The organism is Maribacter sp. LLG6340-A2, assembly GCF_045057105.1.
Lineage (GTDB): Bacteria > Bacteroidota > Bacteroidia > Flavobacteriales > Flavobacteriaceae > Maribacter.
Map to the genome: position 1 here is coordinate 3,044,279 of NZ_CP159332.1, position 24,782 is coordinate 3,069,060.

The 24,782-nt window shown below is 37.3% G+C and carries 19 protein-coding genes; 14 read left to right on the forward strand and 5 right to left on the reverse strand.

All coding sequences use genetic code 11. From position 1 onward, the window contains the following. Positions 1-36 precede the first annotated feature (36 nt). The 6 genes from ABVM52_RS12765 (at position 37) to ABVM52_RS12790 (ending at position 7,737) form a co-directional block, all read left to right on the forward strand. The gene (locus ABVM52_RS12765) at positions 37-1,710 is read left to right on the forward strand and encodes a ribulokinase (protein WP_405381072.1); all 1,674 of its coding nucleotides are present in this window, start codon (positions 37-39) and stop codon (positions 1,708-1,710) included. A 4-nt stretch (positions 1,711-1,714) separates the two neighbouring features. Further along, entirely contained in the window at positions 1,715-2,416 is a 702-nt protein-coding gene (locus ABVM52_RS12770) for an L-ribulose-5-phosphate 4-epimerase (RefSeq protein ID WP_405381074.1), read from the forward strand. Positions 2,417-2,441: 25 nt separating this feature from the next. Then, a complete protein-coding gene (gene araA / locus ABVM52_RS12775) occupies positions 2,442-3,941 on the forward strand; it encodes an L-arabinose isomerase (protein WP_405381076.1) in 1,500 nt (499 codons plus the stop codon). Between the two features lie 13 nt (positions 3,942-3,954). Beyond that, a complete protein-coding gene (locus ABVM52_RS12780) occupies positions 3,955-5,142 on the forward strand; it encodes an aldose epimerase family protein (RefSeq protein WP_405381078.1) in 1,188 nt (395 codons plus the stop codon). A gap of 8 nt (positions 5,143-5,150) precedes the next feature. Next, positions 5,151-6,770 (forward strand): sodium:solute symporter, encoded by a 1,620-nt coding sequence (locus ABVM52_RS12785; RefSeq protein ID WP_405381080.1) that lies wholly within the window; start codon positions 5,151-5,153, stop codon positions 6,768-6,770. Positions 6,771-6,918: 148 nt separating this feature from the next. Continuing rightward, complete coding sequence (locus ABVM52_RS12790) at positions 6,919-7,737, forward strand: SDR family oxidoreductase (RefSeq protein ID WP_405381082.1); 819 nt, start codon at positions 6,919-6,921, stop codon at positions 7,735-7,737. Between the two features lie 59 nt (positions 7,738-7,796). Here the strand turns inward: ABVM52_RS12790 and ABVM52_RS12795 are convergent, their stop codons facing one another. Beyond that, positions 7,797-8,333, reverse strand: a complete 537-nt coding sequence (locus tag ABVM52_RS12795; protein WP_405381084.1) for a YSC84-related protein — start codon at positions 8,331-8,333, stop codon at positions 7,797-7,799. 265 nt (positions 8,334-8,598) lie between these two features. Between ABVM52_RS12795 and ABVM52_RS12800 the strand changes: the two genes are divergently transcribed. Next, a complete protein-coding gene (locus ABVM52_RS12800; protein ID WP_405381086.1) occupies positions 8,599-8,787 on the forward strand; it encodes a hypothetical protein in 189 nt (62 codons plus the stop codon). Positions 8,788-8,849: 62 nt separating this feature from the next. Here ABVM52_RS12800 and ABVM52_RS12805 read toward each other — a convergent pair whose 3' ends face one another. From ABVM52_RS12805 to ABVM52_RS12820, 4 genes are all read right to left on the reverse strand, one after another. Beyond that, on the reverse strand, positions 8,850-9,683 hold the full coding sequence (locus ABVM52_RS12805) for a DMT family transporter (protein WP_405381088.1): 834 nt from the start codon (positions 9,681-9,683) through the stop codon (positions 8,850-8,852). Between the two features lie 203 nt (positions 9,684-9,886). Continuing rightward, the gene (uxaC, locus tag ABVM52_RS12810) at positions 9,887-11,284 is read right to left on the reverse strand and encodes a glucuronate isomerase (protein WP_405381091.1); all 1,398 of its coding nucleotides are present in this window, start codon (positions 11,282-11,284) and stop codon (positions 9,887-9,889) included. A gap of 77 nt (positions 11,285-11,361) precedes the next feature. Continuing rightward, positions 11,362-12,279 (reverse strand): ThuA domain-containing protein, encoded by a 918-nt coding sequence (locus tag ABVM52_RS12815; RefSeq protein WP_405381093.1) that lies wholly within the window; start codon positions 12,277-12,279, stop codon positions 11,362-11,364. Positions 12,280-12,288: 9 nt separating this feature from the next. After that, on the reverse strand, positions 12,289-13,305 hold the full coding sequence (locus tag ABVM52_RS12820; RefSeq protein WP_405381095.1) for a LacI family DNA-binding transcriptional regulator: 1,017 nt from the start codon (positions 13,303-13,305) through the stop codon (positions 12,289-12,291). A 254-nt stretch (positions 13,306-13,559) separates the two neighbouring features. Between ABVM52_RS12820 and ABVM52_RS12825 the strand changes: the two genes are divergently transcribed. From ABVM52_RS12825 to uxuA, 7 genes are all read left to right on the forward strand, one after another. Continuing rightward, the gene (locus ABVM52_RS12825; RefSeq protein ID WP_405381097.1) at positions 13,560-16,631 is read left to right on the forward strand and encodes a SusC/RagA family TonB-linked outer membrane protein; all 3,072 of its coding nucleotides are present in this window, start codon (positions 13,560-13,562) and stop codon (positions 16,629-16,631) included. Between the two features lie 10 nt (positions 16,632-16,641). Continuing rightward, complete coding sequence (locus tag ABVM52_RS12830; RefSeq protein ID WP_405381099.1) at positions 16,642-18,315, forward strand: RagB/SusD family nutrient uptake outer membrane protein; 1,674 nt, start codon at positions 16,642-16,644, stop codon at positions 18,313-18,315. Between the two features lie 174 nt (positions 18,316-18,489). Further along, a complete protein-coding gene (locus ABVM52_RS12835) occupies positions 18,490-19,707 on the forward strand; it encodes a PmoA family protein (RefSeq protein WP_405381101.1) in 1,218 nt (405 codons plus the stop codon). A gap of 11 nt (positions 19,708-19,718) precedes the next feature. Continuing rightward, positions 19,719-21,095 (forward strand): Gfo/Idh/MocA family oxidoreductase, encoded by a 1,377-nt coding sequence (locus ABVM52_RS12840; protein WP_405381103.1) that lies wholly within the window; start codon positions 19,719-19,721, stop codon positions 21,093-21,095. A 135-nt stretch (positions 21,096-21,230) separates the two neighbouring features. Then, entirely contained in the window at positions 21,231-22,622 is a 1,392-nt protein-coding gene (locus tag ABVM52_RS12845; protein ID WP_405381105.1) for a putative oxidoreductase C-terminal domain-containing protein, read from the forward strand. Further along, positions 22,623-23,441 carry an SDR family oxidoreductase gene (locus ABVM52_RS12850; RefSeq protein WP_405381107.1) on the forward strand — a complete coding sequence of 273 codons (819 nt, stop codon included), beginning with the start codon at positions 22,623-22,625 and terminating at the stop codon, positions 23,439-23,441. A gap of 86 nt (positions 23,442-23,527) precedes the next feature. Then, complete coding sequence (gene uxuA, locus ABVM52_RS12855) at positions 23,528-24,724, forward strand: mannonate dehydratase (protein WP_405381109.1); 1,197 nt, start codon at positions 23,528-23,530, stop codon at positions 24,722-24,724. Positions 24,725-24,782: the final 58 nt, after the last annotated feature.

Consider the following 24,782-nt stretch of genomic DNA (forward strand, 5'->3'; position numbering starts at 1 on the left):
TTTTATATTTACTTCGAAAAAAACTGTACGTATTAAATGAAAGGTTATGTAATAGGCTTGGATTATGGGTCAGATTCCGTAAGGGCTGTACTTATAAATTCAGAGAACGGAGAAGAGATTGCCTCTAAGGTACATTGGTATAAAAGATGGGCAGAGCAAAAATACTGCAACCCTTCCATTAATCAATTTAGACAACACCCTTTAGATCATATAGAAGGATTGGAAATTACCGTAAAATCGGTAGTTGTTGATAGCAAGGTAGACCCTAAGGATATCAAAGGAATTTGCATAGATACCACAGGATCATCACCGGTACCGGTAACAAAAGCGGGTACACCACTGGCTTTGTTAGAGGATTTTAAAGACAACCCTAATGCTATGATGATGTTATGGAAAGATCATACTGCTATTGAAGAAGCGGAACGCATAAATGAACTGGGCGCAACCTGGGGTGGAGAAGATTTCACAAAGTATGTGGGGGGTATTTATTCTTCAGAATGGTTTTGGGCAAAAATTGCACATGTGGTAAAGGAAGATAAAGCAGTCAAAAACAAGGCGTTCACATGGATGGAGCATTGCGATTTAATGACCTACCTTTTAATAGAGAACAAAGATTTAACATCGTTTAAAAGAAGCAGATGTGCGGCAGGCCATAAAGCTATGTGGCATGAAAGCTGGGGCGGTTTACCACCAAAGGAATTTTTGGAAAAGTTAGACCCATATTTGGCAGATCTGAGAGATAATCTGTATCAAGAAACATTTACATCAGACAAGGTTGCAGGAAATTTAAGTCAAGAATGGGCGGATAAACTAGGATTGTCAACGGAGACTGTTATTGCAGTTGGGACTTTTGACGCACACTCCGGTGCGGTAGGCGCAAAAATTGACGAACATGCTTTAGTACGTGTTATGGGTACATCTACCTGTGATATTATTGTGGCTACAGATGCAGATATTGATGGTAAGACCATAAAGGGTATTTGCGGACAGGTAAATGGTTCCGTGTTACCAGGATTTATAGGTTTAGAGGCTGGGCAGTCCGCGTTCGGTGATTTGTTGGCTTGGTTTAAGAATGTGTTGGATTGGCCAATTGAAAATTTAGTCATGACTTCTAACATTTTAACTGAACAGCAGAAGTCTGATTTGAAAATTGAAATCGAAAATGATTTTATTAAAAAATTATCTGATGCTGCAGAAGCTATACCATTATCGGAAAGCATACCTACGGCACTAGATTGGATCAACGGACGAAGAACCCCAGATGCGGACCAAAATCTTAAATGTGCTATTTCCAACTTATCTTTGGGGAGTAAGGCACCACATATCTTCAAAGCATTGATCAATGCCATTTGTTTTGGATCCAAAAAAATTGCTGACCGTTTTAAGGAAGAAGGTGTTAAAATAGATACGGTCATAGGTATAGGTGGGGTTGCCAGAAAATCACCCTATATTATGCAAACCTTGGCAAATGTAATGAACATGCCCATTAAGGTTGCCGCTTCTGACCAAGCGCCAGCTTTGGGTGCGGCGATTTATGCTGCGGTAGCTTCTGGCATTTATAACAATGTGGTAGAAGCAAGTTCCCATATGGGGAGTGATTATGAAGCGGAATATCACCCTCAAAAAGATACCGTTGAAACGTATGGGAAGTTAATGGAATCTTACAATGCATTAGGAGATTTCATTGAAACTTCAATTAAAAAAAATTAAAAGTATGGCTTCTAAATACAAAGCGTTAAAGGAAGAATGTTTTGAGGCGAATATTGAGCTTAATGATTTAGGCTTGGTCATTTATACCTTTGGTAATGTAAGTGCCGTAGATAGGAATAATGGGGTCTTTGCCATAAAACCTAGCGGTGTGCCTTATGAAAAGTTAAGGCCAGAGGATATTGTTATTTTGGATTATGACAATACTATTGTGGAGGGTGATATGAGACCTTCATCCGATACAAAAACACATGCGTACCTATATAAAAATTGGGCGCATATAGGCGGTATTGCCCATACCCATGCTACCTATTCGGTTGCGTGGGCACAGGCACAACAAGATATTCCTATTTTCGGTACCACACACGCCGATCACTTAACCGCGGATATTCCTTGTGCTGAACCTATGAGAGACAACCTTATAGAGGGAAATTACGAGCATAATACAGGTATACAGATCATTGACTGTTTTAAGGAACGAGGGTTACAATCAGATGAGGTTGAAATGATACTTATTGGTAATCACGGTCCGTTTGCCTGGGGCAAATCCGCAGCAAAAGCGGTTTATAATAGCAAGGTTTTAGAGACCGTTGCCCAAATGGCCTACCTTACCCTTCAAATCAACCCAAATGCGCCTCGCTTAAAAGAGGCATTAATTAAGAAACACTACGAGCGTAAACATGGCAAAAATGCCTATTACGGTCAATAACTATAAACACTTTATAAAATAAAATATGCTTAACAAGGAAATATGGTTTGTTACGGGCAGCCAAGATTTATATGGGGAAGATACACTGAAACAAGTGGCTAAGGATTCCCAACAAATAGTAGAAGGACTTAATGCTTCAGGTAAAATACCGGTACATATAGTATATAAGCCTACGGTAAAATCCCCTATGGAAATTACCGATATTTGTCTACAGGCAAGTTCCACTAAAAATTGCATCGGTATCATTACTTGGATGCATACTTTTTCACCGGCAAAAATGTGGATCAAAGGATTAAGTGTACTAAATAAACCTTTGTGCCATTTACATACACAATTTAATGCTGAGGTTCCTTGGGAAACCATTGATATGGATTTTATGAACCTTAACCAGTCTGCACATGGTGATCGCGAATTTGGTCACATGATGACTAGAATGCGTAAAAATAGAAAGATTGTTGTTGGGCATTGGCAAACGGAACATGTTCAACAAAAGCTAGGAAACTGGTCTCGAGTTGCAATGGGTTGGGACGAGTTTCAAAACCTGAAAGTTGCTCGTATAGGCGACAATATGAGGGAAGTATCCGTAACCGATGGAGATAAGGTTGAGGCGCAATTAAGATTTGGTTTTTCAGTAAACGGTTACGACTCTTCAGATGTTGTGGAGCATATAAATGCATTATCACAGGAAGAGGTAGATGAATTGGTCAAGGAGTATGAGGATAGTTACGTGCTTGGTGATAAATTAAAGACCAATGGTGCACAGCGACAATCTTTGATAGATGCTGCAAAAATAGAATTGGGTCTACGCAAATTTTTAGATGCAGGTGATTTTAAAGCGTTTACGGATACGTTTGAAAATCTAGGCGAGCTAAAACAATTACCAGGTATTGCCACGCAAAGATTAATGGCAGATGGTTATGGTTTTGGTGGGGAAGGGGACTGGAAAACATCCGCTTTGTTACGGGCTTTAAAGGTAATGGCCAGTGGTATGGAGGGTGGTACGTCTTTTATGGAAGATTACACCTATCACTTTACACCTCAAAAAGCCTATGTTATGGGCTCGCATATGTTAGAAATTTGTCCGTCCATAGCAGCGGCAAAACCATCTTGTGAAATTCATCCTTTGGGAATAGGTGGCAAAGAAGATCCGGTACGTTTGGTATTTAATTCTCCGGCAGGCCCAGCAATCAATGTTTCTTTGGTAGATTTGGGGAACAGGTTCCGCCTAGTAGTCAATGAGGTTGATGCTGTTGAACCTATGGGTAAATTACCTAATTTGCCTGTAGCAAGGGTGTTATGGGATGCTAAGCCAAATCTGGAAGTAGCGGCTACGGCATGGATATTAGCAGGTGGTGCCCATCATACCGTTTATTCACAGGCCTTGACCACAGAATTTATGGAAGATTTCGCCGATATGGCAGGTATTGAATTGGTGGTGATAGATAAGGACACTACCATTAGGGAGTTTAAAAATCAATTGAATGCCAATGAAGCATATTATCATTTATTTAAAAATAACCTATGACAAACCAAATATTATGAAACCAATTATTAAATTAAGTTATGTATTTGTGCTTATGTGCGCCATAGTATGTAACGTTAACTGTAAAGAAAAAGCAATGAAGGGCAACAGTGAAAATGACAAGGTAACTGCATCTAATACTGTTACTATTTCCAGGGCAGATTACGGTGTCACCAAAATAGGAGATAAAGTAGAGGAGTTTACACTTACCAATAAAGAGGGTATGGTAGTATCTATTATAACATATGGTGGTCGTATTACTTCATTAAAGACAGCTGACAAGGAAGGTCGCATGGAAAATGTGGTTTTAGGATTCGATAGCTTAGCACAATACGAAGAAAATAATCCATTCTTTGGTGCTTTAATAGGACGCTATGGTAACCGTATTGCAAAAGGAAAGTTCAGTTTAAACGATACAGAATATACGTTGGCCAAAAATAACGGGGAAAACAATTTACATGGTGGCTTAATTGGTTTTGATAAAGTAGTTTGGAGCGTAGAAGGAACCGAAGAAAATGACAATTCGGCTTCTTTGAAATTGAGCTATTTAAGCAAGGATATGGAGGAGGGCTTTCCCGGTAATCTAAAGACTACGGTTACTTACACCCTGAACAAGGACAATAGTTTGGATGTGCTATACCAAGCAACAACGGATAAAACTACCATTGTAAACCTTACACAACATTCTTATTTCAATCTTTCGGGCGATTTTTCACAGTTGATTCTGGATCATAAAGTGGAAATTAATGCCGATAAATTTGTACCGGTGGACGGGTCTTTGATTCCTACAGGGGAATTAGCTCCTGTTGAAGGTACACCGTTTGATTTTAGAACGGCCAAATTGGTAAGTGAGGGCATCAATGCGGATAATGAACAAATTGCTTTAGGCGGTGGTTATGATCATTGTTGGGCGTTAAACAATGCCGATGCAGGGTATCGTTCCGTGGCAAAGGCACACCACCCGGGAACAGGTAGAACAATTGAAGTTTTTACCGACCAACCAGGTATGCAGTTTTACTCTGGTAATTTTCTAGATGGTACATTGCCAAGACCAGAAGGAGGGGTATATGCAAAAAGAAGTGGTTTTTGTCTAGAAACACAACACTACCCAGATTCACCCAACCAACCAAATTTTCCTTCCGTGGTAGTCACACCAGAGGATAAATATGAAACCAAGACTACCTTTAAATTTTATACTAAATAACCACAGCCATGCAACAATTAGACAATTTTGATTGGATCAGTATATCCCTATACTTTCTTTTACTTGTAGGGGTAGCGATATGGGTCATCAGAAAAAAGGAAAACAATACTGAAGATTATTTTTTGGCCGGTAGAAATGTGGGCTGGTTTGTAGTAGGGGCCTCAATATTTGCATCCAATATTGGGTCTGAGCATGTTGTGGGTCTTGCCGGTACGGGTGCCAGTAACAAATTGCCCTTACTTATTTATGAAATTCAGGCTTGGGTTGTTTTAATCTTGGGCTGGGTGTTCTTACCCTTTTATGCCAGAAGTGGCGTTTTTACCATGCCAGAATTTTTGGAAAAACGTTTTGATGCCAGGTCCAGATGGCTATTGTCCATTTTCTCCATTGTAGCCTATGTGCTTACCAAAATTTCCGTAACCATTTATGCAGGGGGTGTTGTAGTGTCTGCGTTATTGGGCATAGATTTTTGGACCGGTGCAATAGCCACCGTCGTTCTTACCGGTATATACACCGTTCTTGGTGGAATGCGTGCCGTTGTATATACGGAGACCTTACAAGCCGTTTTGTTGGTGGTAGGTGCGGCTGTATTAACGTTCATTGGCTTGGATAAAGTTGGTGGATGGGGCAGTATGGTAGATACGTTAGGACCAGAATATTTTAATATGTGGAGGCCGGCAACCGATCCAGATTTTCCATGGCCATCCTTATTTATTACGAGTACTATAGTTGGTATTTGGTACTGGTGTACCGATCAATATATTGTTCAAAGGACGTTAACGGCAAAAAATATTAAGGAAGGACGTAGAGGAACCATTTTTGGAGCCTTGTTAAAACTTTTGCCGGTTTTCTTGTTCTTAATTCCAGGCGTTATTGCTTTGACCTTGAAAATGCGGGGCGAATTACATTGGGACAGTGCAGATGAAGCCTTCCCTGTGCTCATGAGTAATTTATTGCCATCTGGACTAAGGGGACTTGTTGCAGCGGGATTATTGGCCGCCCTAATGAGTTCCTTGGCATCGGTATTTAATTCATGTTCTACCTTGTTTACGGTAGATATCTATAAAAAATTAAAGCCAAATGCCCCAGAGAAAAAGTTGGTGAGAACTGGGCAGATTGCTACGGTATTTGTTGTTATCATTGGTATTATTTGGATACCCATTATGGCCAATATATCTGGTGTGCTTTATGAATATTTACAAAGCGTACAATCATATATAGCACCTCCTATTACCGCAGTGTTTTTACTAGGTATATTTTATAAGAGAATCAATGCTACGGGAGCTTTTGCTACCTTGGTAATGGGTATCGTGGTCGCTTTTGTTAGAATTGCCCTAGAATTGGTAAAAGGCAGTTTGGATCAAGATGGTATTCTATTTTATTTAGGCGATATGAATTTCTTAAGCTTTGGCGCGTGGTTCTTCCTATTTTGTTTACTATTCATGGTTGTAGTGAGTCTATTGACCAAAGCGCCGGATAAAGAGCAAATTGTAAATCTAACCTTTGGTACCATTACTGAAGAAGAGAAAAATAAAAATAAGAGCAGTTATAATTGGGTAGATATTGCTGTTTCTATCTTTATAATTTTAATTGTAATAGGTGTTATGATATTCTTTAACGGAAAATAAATACTTTCAACAATTTGATTAAAGACAGTAATTTCCATTAAGGGAGTTACTGTCTTTTTTATTATATATACTTGTGTTACAAATTTTTGTTATAGGGATAAGTATTGTTTATGATTGGTAATATTTTTAAGGGATAAAATATAGACTCATGCAAAAACCAAATAGAAGATTAGAAGGGCAAACCTGTATTGTTACCGGGTCAAGTGACGGTATAGGGGAGGCAGTAGCCAAAGCTATGGCTCAAGAAGGTGCCAATATGGTAATTAACTATCATAGCAGTAAGGAGGAAGCAGAGGAAGTTGCCCATTGGATTACCAAGAATAGCCTTTCCGGTAATGCCATTGTGATAAAATGTGATGTTAGTAAGGAAGATGAGGTACAATCCATGTTCAAACAAACGGTGACGGAATTTGGTACTGTAGATGTGTGTGTTGCCAATGCCGGTTTGCAACTAGACCATCCGTTGCATGAGATGCCATTAAAGGATTGGCAGCGCGTTATCGATGTTAATTTAACAGGTCAATTTCTATGTGCCAAAGAAGCTATAATAGAATTTAGGAGAAGGGGAATGCGTCCGGAAATTTCTAAATCATTGGGTAAGATTATTCATATGAGTTCGGTTCATGAGGTTATTCCTTGGGCAGGACATGCTAATTATGCAGCATCAAAAGGTGGTTTGGTAATGTTAATGCAATCTATTTGCCAAGAATATGGCCCAGATAAAATAAGGTGTAATTCCATAGCTCCTGGAGCAATAAAAACAGATATCAACAAAGATGTTTGGAGTACTAAAGAGGGCAGGGAAGGCATGTTAAAATTAATACCTTATAAACAAATTGGTGTGCCAGATGATATTGGTAGTGTAGCTAGTTGGTTGGCATCCGATGAGTCTGAATACATAAATGGGACAACTATTTTTGTAGATGGCGGTATGACATGTTACCCTGGGTTTACGGCCAATGGTTAATTTAAGTAAAATAAAAAAGCCGCCCAAGTGGGCGGCTTTTTGATATTAAATATTTAATCTTATTTCATTATTGGAGTATAATCAAATTTTTGACCACCTACTGATGCATCGGCCATTAAACCTGCTTTTGGTAAAGCAAATACTGCAACTCCATCTTTATATTTTGCATTAACGGATACCCCTGATTTTAAAGCTACCGCAGATGCTTCTGCAGAAAATTCAAACTCACCTTTTTTGAATTCTTCCAAATCGTTGGCAGTCTCAAAAAAGATAACTTCCGTAATTGCTTGTCCGCCAGCTTGTAAACCTACACTTAGTTTCTTTAAATCTGCCATACCTACTACTTCGCCATTTTCATATACGACTCCGTTACCAGATGCACCACCAATGATGAATCCGCCTTTACCAACATTCGGAAAAAGTACATAACCTGCTGAATTTGTGAAGAAAGGGTCTAAGCCAACTTCCATGGTCATTAATTTTTCCTTTGCTTCATTGGCATCGTTAATAATTTTTTGGTCCTTATCATTTTGGGCATTTACACCTAATGCCATAAATAGTACCAGACTTGCTGTTATTGTTTTTAAAATTTTCATGTGTTCTATTTTAATATTATACGTTCATTTTATAGTCCAAAATTACTGTTTGTAATAGGTGTAAATTGACGTATATCTTTTAATAATTAATGGTATTCATGAAAAAATTGTTTAACTGTTAAATGCTTGGTAAATATCCTTAAATACCTTAACACTATTTTAGAATACGTAAGATTTGCCGGTAAAACAAACCTGATGATTTTTCTTAAAAATTTGTTAATTTAAATTTTAATATATAAATTACCATTGAATTAATACGTTGAACGTGAACAAACAAGAAAGTGTTTTAGATTCAAAAACAATTGCCAATGGCATAGTGCTTTTAGCAATAATGTTATCGGCATTGTTGTATTTTAATAATGCTGCAGAAATAGAACGCGAAGTTGCCACGGTAATTTCTTCATCGTTGAATGATGTAAATCACAGTTTGGCGGAACAAGAATCTAGGAAATAATAGATTAAATACTGACCATTTACCTTAAACTACCGATAATCAATTATCGGTAGTTTTTTAAATTATTTTCCTCTTCCAACAACTACATTAGCTACCAATGCGGATATAATCATAAGGATACCTATACAACTCCATATGGTATATATATCACCAAACCAGGTAACGCCAATGATAATGGTAAAAATTACTTCAATATATTTTAATGGGGCTACTAAATTGGTTTTTGCAATTTGGAAGGCCTTGGTCATGAAAATCTGTCCAAAGAACCCAAATAAACCTAAGCTTATTAAGCGTATCCAATTTAATCCTGTTGGTAAAATCCAATCATTTATAGATAAAAGACCTCCAATGACCGTAGCAATGAACATGAAGTAATTTACAATGACCATTGGGTGATCACTATTACCTATTTTGCGTATCAATACATATACTAAACCACTGAAGACCGATGCTGATAGTACCAAAAGCAAACCGGTAGTATTTAATTCCTTATCAAAACCTTTTATAACCAAAACACCGGTAAAGGCTAGAATAAATAAAAACCATTGTATGGTTCGTAATTTTTCCTTTAAAAGAAACACAGCAATAATGGCAGCATAAATTGGCGCTAAATAACGTAATGAGACTGCGGTACCGGCAGGTAGGTACTGTAATGACATAAAAAAGAGACTCATGGCGGTGAGTCCGGCAATTGCCCTCATTGTCATTAGCTTTCGCTTATTTCCTAAGATTGGAATTCCCATAAGAAGAATATAGGATGTTCCCAACACCAAAGATCCAACAGATCTAAAGAAAACAATTTCAAATGTTGGAAAATCACTTAGATACTTTACGAACGAATTCATTAAGCTAAATGAAAACGTACTAATGATCATGTAAAATAGTGCTTTCCTCAAACCTTGTTTTTAGTGCAATACAATTGTAGTTCAAAACAAAGCTATATCTAAATGTTTACACAGCTATCATTTTTTTGTGTTGTTTACAACTAAAGAAAATTCATTGAATTTTAAAGATCAGGTATCATTAGACCATTAATTTTCTTTGTACAAGTATTTGATTGTTCCAAGTGGTAATAACTAACTAAATAATACGTCTAAAGTTATAGCTCAAAATAGTTTTTTGCATTATTATAGGAAATATCCTGTATCATTTTACCGATCCATTCCATATCATTGGGGAGCTCGCCATTTTCTATTTCTGTACCAAATAAATTACAAAGGATTCTTCTAAAATATTCATGACGTGGAAATGAAAGAAAGCTTCTGGAGTCTGTCAACATACCTATAAAACAACTAATAAGGCCTATGTTGGATAATGCATTCATTTGCTTTGTCATTCCGTCCTTTTGGTCTAAAAACCACCATCCAGAACCAAATTGAACTTTACCTCTAAGAGAACCATCATTAAAATTACCGATCATACTTGCAAATACCTCATTATCCCTAGGGTTAAGATTATAGATAATGGTTTTACACAATTGGTCTTGCCCATCTAGCTGATTTAAATATTTAGATAGGCTTTCTGCTTGTAGCCAATCGCCTATGGAGTCCCATCCCGTATTTGGCCCTAGTTGGTTAAGCATGCGGGTATTGTTGTCGCGTAAGGCTCCTAAATGAAATTGTTGTACCCAGCCTAGTTTATGATAGGTTTTGGAGAGAAACATTAATACAGCGCTTTTAAATTGATGTATTTCATCTTCAGAGATTAATTTTCCATCCATTTTCTTTTTAAAAACCGAATTCACTCCGTTTGTTGTGAATTCCGATGCGTACATATGTGACAAACCATGATCGGCTATTCTACATCCATTTTCATGAAAGTATTGTATTCTACTGGATAGAGCCTCTTGTAAAGTGTCTAACGAGTTAATTGAAATACCGGAAACATTGCCAAGTTGCTCTATATACTCATTAAAATTCGCAGCATCTATATGAATAGCATTATCTGGTCTAAAAGCAGTACTGACCTTGGTTTTAAATGTACTATTGGCAATACGCCTATGATGTTCCAAATTATCTGTAGGATCTTCCGTTGTACATAGAAATTCCACGTTCATAGTGTTGAGAAGTCCTTGGGTGCTGAATGCCGCTCCTTTCAATTGTTCATTGGCACGTTCATAAATGTCAGATGCACTTTTTGGTGTAAGCAATTCATTGATTCCAAAGTACCGCTGAAGTTCCAAATGGGTCCAATGATAAAGCGGATTTCTCATGGTATAAGGTACCGTCTGTGCCCATTTTAGAAACTTTTCCTTATCAGCGGCGTTACCGGTAATATATTCTTCCTTAACGCCAAGAGTTCGCATTGCCCGCCATTTGTAATGGTCACCATCTATCCAAACATTGGTTAGGTTGTTAAATTGACTGTTATTTGCGATTAATGCGGGCGGTAAATGATTATGGTAATCTATAATGGGCATTTTTCTGGCAAAATCATGATATAGTTCTTGAGAAAATTTATTTTCTAGTAAAAAATTACTGTTTAAAAAATTGCTCATAGTTGTTTAATTAGTTGGTTTCTTAGTAAGTAATGAATCTAGTTGTATGGTAATCTAGGTAGGAATTAATTTGAAATTTACATGGGACTATCGTCTACTTTAAAATCACCGGTGGTATATTGTAGACCATCCATCAAGAATTGTAATAGCTCTGGGTTTTGCAAACTTTGGGCATTGTGAGATGGGGAAGAATAAAACACCCTTCCTTTTCCGTGCCGTTTGATCCAGGCCACATAATTTATATTGTTAGCCGGTTCATGCCTAATATCTTCAATCTTATCCACTTCAAAATATAATAACGGTCTAAAATTATAATTGAAATATGAGTTTTTGAAAAAATAGGGTTCATCTATATGTTTAAGTCCATTTCCTTTAAAAGCTTTTACCAAAGGGTGTTTGCTGTCTACTTCCTTAATTTGTATTTGTTGTTGTTTTGGGTGATAATCAAAACTGCCACCGGTCATGTCACTAAAGGCCTTGGAGTTGTTCTGGACCACTATGGCCCCATGTAATATCATGAGTCCCCCACCTTTTTTAACATAATCCAATACATTCTGTTCGTAGATTTTGGCCTTTTTTATAATGGTATCTTCAGAAAGTGAACTATAATTTTTTAGTAAGTCATAAAACAAATCTCGCTTGGGACCGGTTGGGTTAGAGTTGTTCAAGACAACGGCGTCGTATTTTTTTAAGTTTTTTTTCTCAAAATTTTCAATATCAAAACCTATATGAACTTCAAAAGCCTGGGTTTTCTTACCAAAGAGCTTAAACAGTTCAATATTATGCGGAATGGTCCAATGGTCAAAACCGGTAGCTTTTGAAAAAACAAGTATTTTTCTCGTCTTATTGGTGTTAACGGTGGGTGTGGGTATGTTCTTTTCTAATTGTGCCAACCAATCATCCGTAATTTTTAAAGGTTTTAAACTTTGTGCAGATGAAAAAGAATAGCAAATAAATAAAAAATATAGGGTGGTTATAATACGTGATGTTGTCATTATTTTAATTTAATTGTGTGTAGATTCTCTTGTTATAAGTTGATGTCGTAATAGAATAGTGTTGGTTGATTGTAAATTGATAGAGCCTTTTAAATGGGCAATAATACTTTCTCCTGCAAGAACTCCCATTTTATGCCCCGGATAACTTATTGTGGTTAGGTTAGGACTAATTATTTCAGACACAGGGTCATTGTTAAATCCTACCACTTTTATATCCTCAGGTACACGAATACCAACTTTTTTTAATTCCTTAATGCAATTGGCTGCGTAATTGTCACTTGCTACAAAAATGCCGTCAATTTTTTTAGGTGAATTTTTAATGAAATCGATAACTGCGTGTATATTTTTAGGGTCTAGATCGGTTTCTATTAATGTATGCTCGTTAATTTCCAAATTGTGTTCCAATAAAGCGTTTTTAAAACCTTTAAACCTGTCTTGATATAATGTTCTTTTAAGATTTCCGCTAATATGTATTATGTTGGTGCACCCTTGTTCTATAAGGTGTTTGCCCGCTTCATAGCCTGCGGAACTATTGTCTATTAGTATAGTTGGACAATGGGGAAGGTCAATGACCCTATCAAAAAATAGTAAAGGTATTTTACGATCGGTAAAGTTTTTAAAATGTTGGTAGTCTTTGGAGTCGTGGGCCAAGGAAACAAGTAAGGCGTCTACACCACTATCTAGCAGGGTTTTGGCATTTATCTTTTCTTTTTCTTCAGACTCTAATGATTGGCTAATGATTAAATTATAGCCTACTTCATTTGCAACCTCTTCTATACCTGCAAGTACCGTAGACATAAAATATGAGTTCAATCTTGGTACAATGACACCAATAGTATTGGATTTTTGATTGCTGAGATTTGCTGCAAATTTATTGGTTCTGTAACCCACTTCATTCGCTTTATCTAAAATACGCTTCTTGGTAGCGTCGCTAATGGAATGGTGGTTATTTAAACTCCTACTTACAGTTGCCGGTGAAACACTTAGCATTTTTGCCAAGTCGTAAATAGTAATCTTTTTAGGCATTTGGTGGCTTTTAACGCAACAAAGTTACGCAACTTTTATTAAATATTGCGTAACATTTAGTTTTTTAATAAAAAAATACTTCTATAATTATCGTTTATAAGATAATTATAGGGTAAAAATGAGGATAAGTATGCTTTGTTAACAAAAAATTAATGCAATCGGTTGCATAATAGAATAGTATTATATAGATTTGTCTTTAAATGTGATACTTACACTTTAAAATGAGTAATTATAATCAACCTAATTAAAGATTCATGAAAAAAATTATCAAACTCAAAATTCGGGAAAGGGCGGGTTTAACAATGACCTTGGTGTTATTGTTTATTTCGTTTACGGCCTTTGCCCAAAACGGTACCGTAGTGACCGGTACAATTACGGATGCGAACAATATTCCTATACCGTACGCTAATATTTTAGAAAAAGGAACGAGCAATGGTGCGGTTTCTGATTTTGATGGCAACTACTCCATTGAAGTGGCAGACGTCAATACCTCGGAAATTATCTTTTCGTTGATCGGTTTCAAATCGCAAACAATTCCTGTTGCAGGTAACGCAACCATAAATGTTACTTTGCAAGAAGATGTTGCTAATTTGGAAGAAGTTATTGTCGTAGGATACGGTAGCCAAAAAAAATCAGATGTAACGGGTGCGGTTGCAAGTGCTAACATTGAAGCTTTTAAGGATTCGCCCAACACCAATATTGCGCAAAGTTTGCAAGGTACGGTGGCCGGCCTTAATATTGGTCAGGTAAATGCCTCTGGAGCAACTCCGGAAATTTCCATTCGTGGTCGTGTTTCTATAAGTGGTAGTCAAAGTGTACTAATAATTTTAGATGGTGTCCAATACAATGGAAGCCTTTCCTCTATTAATCCTAGTGATATTGAGTCCATAGATGTATTAAAAGATGTAAGCTCTACAGCTGTTTATGGTGCGCAAGCTGCCAATGGTGTTATTTTAATTACTTCAAAAGGAGGTAGGAGAAATCAAAAACCTAAAATATCGGTTACTTCTTCTTATGCAACCTTGAAATCTTCTGTTGACAACCGGCCATTAAAAAGAGCAGAATATATTGATCATATTAATATGCAACTTTATGATTTACGTTTTCTTGGTCCGGATTATACAACGCCAAATCCTGACTATCCTGGTTATTTTGCAGACGGATTAGAAATAAACGCGAATTTTGAATTGCAGTCGGATACCAACCCGGGAGAGTTCAGTGATAATGATTATGACTGGTGGGGCAATGGTACACAAACAGGTTTCGTTCAGCAGAATGAAATTAGCGTTACAGGAGCTTCAGAAACCACAAGCTATCTCATTTCTGCAGGTTTAACTGAGCAAGAGGGTATTATAATAAATGATAATTTTTCTAGAAGGAGCCTACGTGTTAATCTGGATACAAACATATCTGACTCTTGGAAAGTTGGAATACAGACATTTGGTTCATTTGTTAAACAAGATGGCGATGAGCCATTTTTGTCACAGCTAAGAAACTTTTCACCCTTGTTAGTACCTTATAGAGAGAATGGTGAATTAATTCCTAATCCTGCAGGAACCATTGAACCTAATCCTTATCAAGGTCAAAATACACAGGATTATGAGCGTAAAGACTACTTTTTTGCTAATTTATATTCAGAAATAGACTTACCGTTCGTAAAAGGCCTGTCATACCGTATTAATTTTGGTAACAATTATAGGATAGAAAAAAGATATGGTTCCAGTATTTATGGAGCTGGTTTAAGAGGTGATGCCGGTAAGAATATCTTATTTTATAGAGATTATACTCTGGATAATCTTTTAAATTATAATAGGACATTTGGTAATCATGAAATTGGAGCTACACTTCTTTATGGGGCTATAGAAAGGAAAGAAGAATTTACAAATGCATATTCTGTAGATTTCGATAGATTGTCTTTAGGGTATAATAAGTTGTCCATAGGAGGTGTTCAATCCGTAAGTTCTGGTGCATTTACGGAAGCTTTAAATTATCAAATGTTTAGGGTGAATTATAAATATGATAATCGATATATTTTAACAGGAACGATAAGAAGAGATGGTTTCTCTGGTTTTGCCGCTAATGAAAAAACGGCTTTCTTTCCTTCTGGTGCATTTGGATGGATAGCGTCAAATGAATCATTCTTGGAAGATGTAAATTGGATAGATAACCTAAAATTAAGAACAAGCTATGGTGTCGCTGGTAATCAAACTAGTAAATATAGTTCATTGGCCAGACTGGCGACTCGTGCTGCTTATGTTTTTGGAGACGGAGGAGAGCCTGCATTTGGTCAAGAACTATCGTCCTTGGCGAACCCAAATTTACGATGGGAAAAAACAGCAGGTCTTAATGTAGGGGTAGATTTTAACTTGTTTGAGAATAGATTAAACGGTAGTATAGATGCCTATAAGAACATTACGGATGATTTATTGTTTTCTGTCAGAATACCTTATCTCACCGGTTTCAGTAATATACAGACCAATGTCGGAAAGATTCAGAATACTGGTTTAGAGGTAACGTTAACCGGAGATATTGTCAGGAATGATAATTTTAGTTGGACGGCTACTGCAAATTACTCTACCAATAAAAATGAGATTTTGGAGCTTACCGGCGAAGATGCTGATGGTGACGGTGTAGAAGATGATTTAATTCAAAGTGAATTGTTTATAGGGGAATCTATAAATGCTATTTATGATTATGAAGTAGATGGTATCTATCAAATAGGTGACGATATACCAGATGGATATAGAATTGGAAATTATAGAATTGTGGATCAAAATGGGGATGGTATTATTACCCAGGCAGATGATCGTAAAATCATTGGTACAAAGGATCCTTCTTATGCAATATCTCTTTTAAATACCTTTAAATATAAGAACCTTTCTTTCAGTTTCTTTTTAAATTCCATACAGGGTAATGATGGCAACTACATATCACGTAATGATAATGCACTGTATAGAAATGCAAATACCTTGTATCAGAATGTGGTGTCTGGTATAGACTACTGGTCTCCAGAAAATCCAGATGGTCTAAATGCTATGTCTCCAAATAGACCGGGTATCGCTGGTACGCGATATGAGAATAGAAGTTTTATACGATTACAGGATGTTAATTTAAAATATAGTTTTGATCGTAAAATTCTGGAAAAATTGTCCTTATCTGAATTGAGTATTTTCCTAAGTGGTAAAAATTTGGCTACTTGGACAGATTGGAACGGTTTTGATCCGGAATATCAAAAATCGGATGAAAATATATACGGTGTTGGTCTAACAACAGGAGGAAGACCGGTACTAAAAGGATATTCAATGGGTATTAATTTATCATTTTAAAAAAAAAGACATGAAAAAATCAATTATATTTTTAGCAATAATCTCGTTTTTTTGGTCTTGCGACGAGGATTTTTTACAAGAAACACCAGAGGATTTTCTAAGTTCGGCAAATGCGTTTGAAACCTATACGGATTTTAATTCATCCATAAATAACATGTACTTCTTGGTTAGAAGACAGTTTTATAATAGGGATGAGAACAGACCTTTTGATTTTCTGTATGGTACGGATTTAGTATTTGACGGAGAGCCGGGAGGCACTCAAAGACATGGTAATATGGTACAAGCGTATGATCCCGCTGGTTCCATTGCAACGACTCATTGGAATTTGTTGTATAAAAACATAGCAGAGGCAAATACTGTTATAGAACTTGCCCCGTTATCTGAAATGACTGATGAAGAAAAAATAGAAATTCTTTCTCAAGCGCATTTTTTCAGAGGGTTTGCCTATAATGTATTGGTAACTTTATATGGAGGCGTACCCATCGTAACGGATGCTATTATTGAGCCAAAGATTGATTTTGTTAGAAACACGAGGGAAGAGGTGTTAAACCAAGTTATTGAAGACTTGAGTTTTGCTGCGGCCAATTTACCAAGTATTGGAGAAGCTGAGGATGGTAAAATCAATAATTTGGTTGCTATGCATTATTTAGGGGAAGCACAGCTTACTTTAGGAAATAACACAGAGGCAATCACATCTTTATCCGCTGTTATCAATGATAGTAATACCGCTTTAATGACGGATCGTTTTGGTACACGTTCAGGTGAGGAACCTGGTGATGTGTTTTGGGATTTGTTCAGAAGGGGCAACCAAAATAGGTCTATTGGAAATACAGAAGCATTATGGGTTATACAGTTTGAATTGGATGTTCAAGGTGGGGGCTTGCAATCAGGTAGTCGAGGAGGGTCATATGCTTTTGAAAGACACTTTGGTCCTTTGTTAAGATTTGCACCGTTTAATTCTTGGCCCGTTGGTGATTACACCGGAGGTCGTGGAATTGGCTGGGGTATTACTACGGAATATTATACGAATACGGTTTGGGGCGGTGATGCTAGCAATCCAGATTTTGTGAATGATATTAGAAACGCCAACCATAACTTTGTAAGGGTATTCAATAAAGATAATTCATCCGCCTTGGCTTTATTGGCCGAAGAAATTGGAAGGGATACCGTGTGGTCTACGGAAACACAGCCGCGTATCAGGGAATTCTATGCATTCCCAACTAAAGTGACCACACCTTATAATCACCCAGATGGCTTATTAAGAAATAGTGACGTACCGTATGCCTTGACATCTTCTGCAGGAGGTACCTATACAGATCAATATATGTTAAGATTGGCAGAAACGTATCTTCTAAGGGCAGAAGCGTATTTGGCAAACAGTCAGCCCCAATTGGCGGCAGATGACATTAATATGGTGCGTAGTAGGGCAAATGCTTCTTTAGTTGAAGCTAGTGATGTAACCTTGGATTATATTTTAGATGAGCGTGTTCGTGAGTTAGGTTTGGAAGAAAAGCGTAGACTTACGCTTATGAGAACCAATACAATCTATGAGCGTGTAATGGATCATAATCCGTTTTATGTAGAAAACGGTATGCAGCCTCATTTTAACCTTTGGCCAATTCCGGCGGATGAGATTGAAGGTAACCGTGGCGCAGAATTGGTTCAAAATCCTGGATATAATTAAGATAAAATATAACAAAACTTCAGAATTTAGTAGTTGAGGTACTTTTAATAGAAGCTATTGATTATCTTGAAGTTGTAAATAAATGAACAAGAACTATTAAGGTGAAAACCTTAATAGTTCTAACAAAGTTGTGAGTTGAGTTAGTTTAAACTACCGTTGCCCAAACCTGTATTTATGAAAAATATATTATTAATAGTAGCTTTTATAGTTCTAATATCTTGTAATGAGGATCAAAAAAAATATCAATATAAAATACAGGAGGGTAGCGGTTTATTAACCAATGGACCTTTGTCCATAGATTTAGGGGAGTTAGATAGTGAAACCATTGCGTTGTTCAATGGGGATGAAATTGTTCCTTTTGATGTTGATCCGGTTGCAAAGAAATTATGGTTTATACATAATACGGATAGAACGGGTGATTACACTATAAAAATACAATCTGCTCCTTCTACAGTTTCCAAAACATATTCAGCAGTTAAAAAAGATGGGGATTTAGTACTTAAAAGAGACAAGTCTTCATTGGTGGGGTATCGTTATGGAATGCATTATCCTCCTAAAGGTGTTGATTCCATTTTTAAAAAATCAGGATTTATTCATCCAATTATTACTCCAAAAGGAGATACTTTAACTAGAATTAATCCGCCTGATCATTGGCATCATTATGGAATCTGGGGACCATGGACACATACCCGTATAGATACTACGAGGGTAGATTTTTGGAACCTGGGTGATGGTCAAGGAACCGTTCTTTTTAAGGAGTTTCAAAGTACTACCAACGGCGCTGTCTCTGCAGGGTTTAATGCAGTTCAGGAGCATTTGGATTATAAGACCCATCCGCAACCGCAAGTGGCATTAAATGAGAATCTTCAAGTAAAACTGTGGGACCTTGGTAGGGAGGATCGTTATATGCTGGATTATACGTCTACTTTTACCACACCTTTAGAAGATGGAATTCTGTTTGAAGCATATAGATATGGTGGTGGCTTAGGTATGCGTTTTACGGAAAGATGGCATAAGGATAACTGTCAAGTATTAACCTCAGAAGGTGAGGATCGCTTAACAGCGGATGGTACCAACGCAAAATGGGCCATTGTAAGTGGAGCGTCCAGTGATGGTAAAGGAACCAATGGTATTTTGTTTTTAAGTAATCCCAACAATAGAATGCATCCAGAACCTATGCGTGTTTGGCCCATAGACGGTAATGGAGGTAGGGGAGATATGTTTTTTGAATTCTGCCCGATACGCCATGAAGAATGGCAAATTGAGCCCAATAAAACATACGAATTAAAATATAGGATGATTGTTTTCGAAGGAACATTATCTAAGGAAGAAGCAGAAGCCTATTGGCAATCTTTTGCTCAACCAAATCAAGTACAACCAATCGCAAATTAAAATATAAATAGATGCAAAGAAGAAATTTTATCAAAAAATCATCAATGGGTACTGCAGCTGCTGTTGCGTTTCCAACGATTGTACCTTCAACGGTTTTTGGAAAAAATGCACCAAGTAATAAAATAAACATTGGGCAAATAGGATGTGGTCGTATAGCCCGTGACCATGATATTCGGGATACCATTAGATTTGATAATGCCAGGTACGTGGCCGTGTGCGATTTGGATAGTAAACGTATGAACGATGCCAAGGTTTTGGTAGATGGTTATTACAAGGGAAAAACCGGGAAGGACAAGTATATGGATACCAAAATGTACGGTGATTATCGAGAAATGCTCATGAATAAGGATATTGATGCCGTTGTGATCAGTACTCCAGATCATTGGCATTCACAACCGGCCATGGAGGCGGCTATTGCCGGTAAGGATATTTATCTTCAAAAACCTACATCTTTAACGGTCAAGGAAGGACAGCAGTTACGAAAAGCGGTGTTAGATAATAATGTAATCTTACAAGTTGGTACCCAACAGCGTGCAATGCCGCAATTTAGAGTTGCTGCAGAATTGGTGAGAAATGGTAGAATTGGAAAGATACATACCGTAAAGATAGGATTGCCCGGAGACCCAGCTGGTCCAGAGGCTCCTGAAATGCCTATTCCTAGTAACCTTAATTATGATATGTGGTTGGGGTCTACCCCAGAAGTACCTTATACAGAGATTGGGGTGCATCCACAAGATGGTTATAGTAGGCCAGGCTGGTTAAGACATCGTAATTATGGCGCGGGTATGATTACAGGTTGGGGCCAACATCATTATGACTCTGCCGCATGGGGTATGAATACAGAATTGTCCGGACCTACCTCCGTAGAGGCCTTGGCAGAATTTCCTAAATCTGGCTTATGGAACGTTCACGGAGATTTCTTTGTTAAGCATGAGTATGATAACGGAATTACGGTTTATACCAGTGGAGGATATACCAACGGTATTAAGTATATTGGTGATGACGGGTGGATCTTTGTTTCTAGGGGTAGTTATACGGCTTCTGCTACCGATCCTGTAGATAAAGAGAAAAGTTCAAGGGCGTTAAATGCATCGGATCCAAAAATATTGGAATCGGTTATCGGTGAAAATGAAATTCACTTAGAAAAAATTGATGACCAACACGGTAATTGGTTAGAATGTATTAAATCACGTAAAGCACCTATATCACCCATAGATAAAGGGCATAAAGCATGTACTGTTTGTTTAATTAGTGATATTGCTATGCAGTTTTCCCGTAAATTGAACTGGGATCCTGAAAATGAATGGTTTATTAATGATCCTGAAGCTAACGCCATGTTAGAGAGGGTTCAGCGTAAACCATATGGTACCAATTATGTAAAAGTTTAAAAAATATGCAAGCTCCTTCGTTTAAGAATGATGAAGGTGTTATTTTTAATGCCAATGCATTAAAGATCAAGCTTCTTAAATATGATATGAATATGACCACCGTTAGTGGTCATATTTTTTAGTAAAATGTAGAGAATGAAAACAACATTTAAATTAAAAATGATCGTAGCACCAGCAATTTTTCTTTGCCTTTCCTGTGCGCAGGAGACAAAGCAAAAGGAAGCTGTAAAGGAGGAAACCCAAACGGTTAAGTTAATGACCTTGGACCCAGGGCATTTTCACGCTGCACTCGTACAAAAGACCATGTATCCATTAGTTGATTCTACCATTCATGTATTTGCACCAAAAGGACCAGAGGTAGATGATTTTTTAAATAAGATTGAGCAGTACAATTCTAGGGATGAGCATCCTACCGCATGGAAGGTAAATACCTATTTAGAGGATGATTATTTAAATAGGATGGTGACGGAAAAGCCTGGTAATGTTATGGTCGTTGCGGGTAAAAACTCCAAAAAAATAGATTATATCCTAGCCGCCGTAAAAGCGGGTTTAAATGTGTATGCGGATAAACCTTTGGTCATTAATTCAGATGGTTTTAACAAGCTTAAAGAGGCATTTAAAATTGCTGAAGAAAAAGGGGTGCTGATCTATGATATCATGACAGAGCGTTTTGAGTCTACCACCATGATGCAAAAGAAATTTTCAACGTTACCTAGTGTATTTGGCGACTTGGTTAACGGTACTGCTGAAGAACCGGCCATAAGCAAGGAAAGCGTTCATCACTTCTATAAATATGTGTCCGGAAAACCATTGGTAAGGCCGTCTTGGTTTTTTGATGTAAATGAAGAGGGTGAAGGTATCGTAGATGTTACCACTCACTTGGTAGATTTAGTACAGTGGGAAGCTTTTCCAGGCCAAATAATAGATTCATCACAAATAGAAATGGTAAAAGCACGTAGGTGGCCAACTGTTCTCTCCTTAAAAGAATTCCAAGATGTTACAGGTATGGAATCCTATCCAGATTATCTTGAAAAAGATATCAAGGAAGATGGCTTAAATGTGTATTGCAACGGGGAAATGACCTATAAGATTAAAGGAAAGTTCGCAAAGGTTTCCGTAATTTGGAATTACAGGGCTCCAGAAGGTACCGGTGATACGCATTATAGTATCATGCGCGGAACAAAATCTAACCTGATCATTAAACAGGGCGAAGAGGAAAATTACAAGCCCGTTCTTTATGTAGAATCTAAATTGGGCAATGATTTTGAGAAAACCCTTAAATTGGCGGTACAAAATGAAATAGCGGAAGAATTTCCAGGTACAACCGTGGAAAAAATAGAGGATGGTAAATGGAAAATAGGTATTCCTGACAAATTTAAGATCGGTCATGAAGCCCACTTTGCACAGGTTACATCAAATTATTTAAAGTATTTAGAATCTGGCAAACTGCCTTCGTGGGAGGTTCCCAATATGTTGACCAAATATTATACCACTATAGCCGCATATAAAAAAGCAAAAGAAAATTAAATGAACCAGTTACTGTCTTTAGAAAACAAAAATTACGCTCTATCTGGAGGTACGGGCACCTTAGGTGGATCAATTGCCGAATATTTGGTAAGGAACGGGGCTCAAGTACTATTATTAGGAAGGTCAACGGAAAAATTACAGGCCAAACAAACCGAGTTAAATTCAATTGTTCCCAACAGTACCTTTATTTTTAAGGTAGATGTTATGGATGAAAATGAGCTCCTTAATTTAAAGGAAGTCATTAAAAAAGAATTTAAGCAATTAGACGGACTCGTAAATCTTGCAGGGGGCAACATTCCCGGGGCAACTTTAAAACCGGAACAGACTATTAGGGATATTGCCATGGGTGATACCCGTAAGGTGGTGGATATTAATTTGTTCGGTACCGTAATTCCTACAGTTATACTTAGCGAAATCATGGTAGAGCAAGGATATGGGTCTATTGTAAATATATCCTCAATGGCTGCCAAGCAAAGTATCTCTAGGGTTTTAGGATATTCAATGGCCAAGGGCGCTATAGATATCTTTACCAAATGGATGGCAAATGAGCTAGCTTCAAAACATGGGGATAAAATTAGGGTAAACGCAGTAGCGCCCGGATTCTTTATAGGTAATCAGAATAGAAGGCTTTTAACCAACGAAGATGGTTCGTATACGGAACGAGGTAACAGTATAATCAAGAATACTCCCATGGGGCGTTTTGGTGATGCCTCTGAACTTAACGGTATGGTACACTATTTGTTAAGCGACGCTTCTAGCTTTGTTACTGGTAGTATATTTGATGTCGATGGTGGATTTAGTTCTTTTTCTGGTGTGTAATCCATTACATTTAGTACGCTTTTTACCTATTTAAAACCAATAAAACTGAATTATATAATATACAAAAGTATTTGTTCGTATAGCTTATGGAATATTTAAAAAAAACTTTTCGCTGGTTTGGACCTGAATTTGGTGTAGATCTGGCAGACATTCGTCAATTAGGGGTAGAAGGAATAGTAGCGGCTTGTCAAAACGTGCCTGTGGGTGATGTTTGGCCCGTAGCTACCATTGCAGCCCTTAAAAACGAAATAGAGGCCCATAATATGGAATGGACGGTAGTTGAAAGTGTAAATATACATACCGCCATAAAATACGGATTGCCAGAAAGGGATCAGTATATTGCCAATTATATCCAAACATTAAAAAACCTTGCTGAAAACGGTATATATGATGTTTGCTATAACTTTATGCAATTAATAGATTGGACCCGTACTGATCTGGACTATATTTTGCCTACTGGTGCTTCTGCCTTGCGCTATAGTCCAATTTCAGCTGCTGCGTTTGACCTCTTCATCTTAAAACGCGAACAAGCAAAAGAATCATACCCAGAAGAAGTTTTTAAAGAAGCAAAAGCTTATTTTGATGCACTTTCCGCTGAAGGTAAAAAGAAATTGGAGGAATCTATATTGGCTGGTATGCCGGGCTCTAGAAAACTGATCGCATTAGAAGAGTTCAAAGCCAACCATGCTACCGTATTAAAAATTAGTAAGACAAAACTGCAGGAAAATCTGTCCTACTTTTTAAATGCCATAATTCCAGAAGCAGAGAAAATTGGCGTTCGTATGGCAGTACATCCAGATGATCCACCTTTTTCTGTTTTTGGCGTACCAAGAATTGTTTCTAATTATGAGGAAATAAAATTTTTGCTGGACTGTTGCCCATCACCAAGTAACGGATTAACCTTTTGTTCGGGTTCTTTAGGAGCTTCTGCAGACAATGATTTGGTGAAAATTATAGAAGATTTTGGGGACAAGATTCACTTCATTCATCTAAGGAACGTTGCAAGATCAAATGATGGTAGTTTTTATGAGGCGGAACATTTAGGAGGTTCCGTTGAGATAGATAAGGTTATGAAGGCCATTGTTGAACAACAACAAAAAAGGGAAAATACAGGTAATGGCGTGGTAAGAATTCCTATGAGGCCAGATCATGGACATGTATTATTAGACGATAAAAAAAGACAGAATGAATTTTATTCTGGCTATTCATTAATTGGTAGGGCCATGGGCTTGGCTCAATTATCTGGTTTGGAAAAAGGGGTGCGTTTAGGCCTTAAAATATAATGTGTTACATGATTTTAGAGAAGAATAAATATATGAGGTTATCACGCGGCAAACTTTG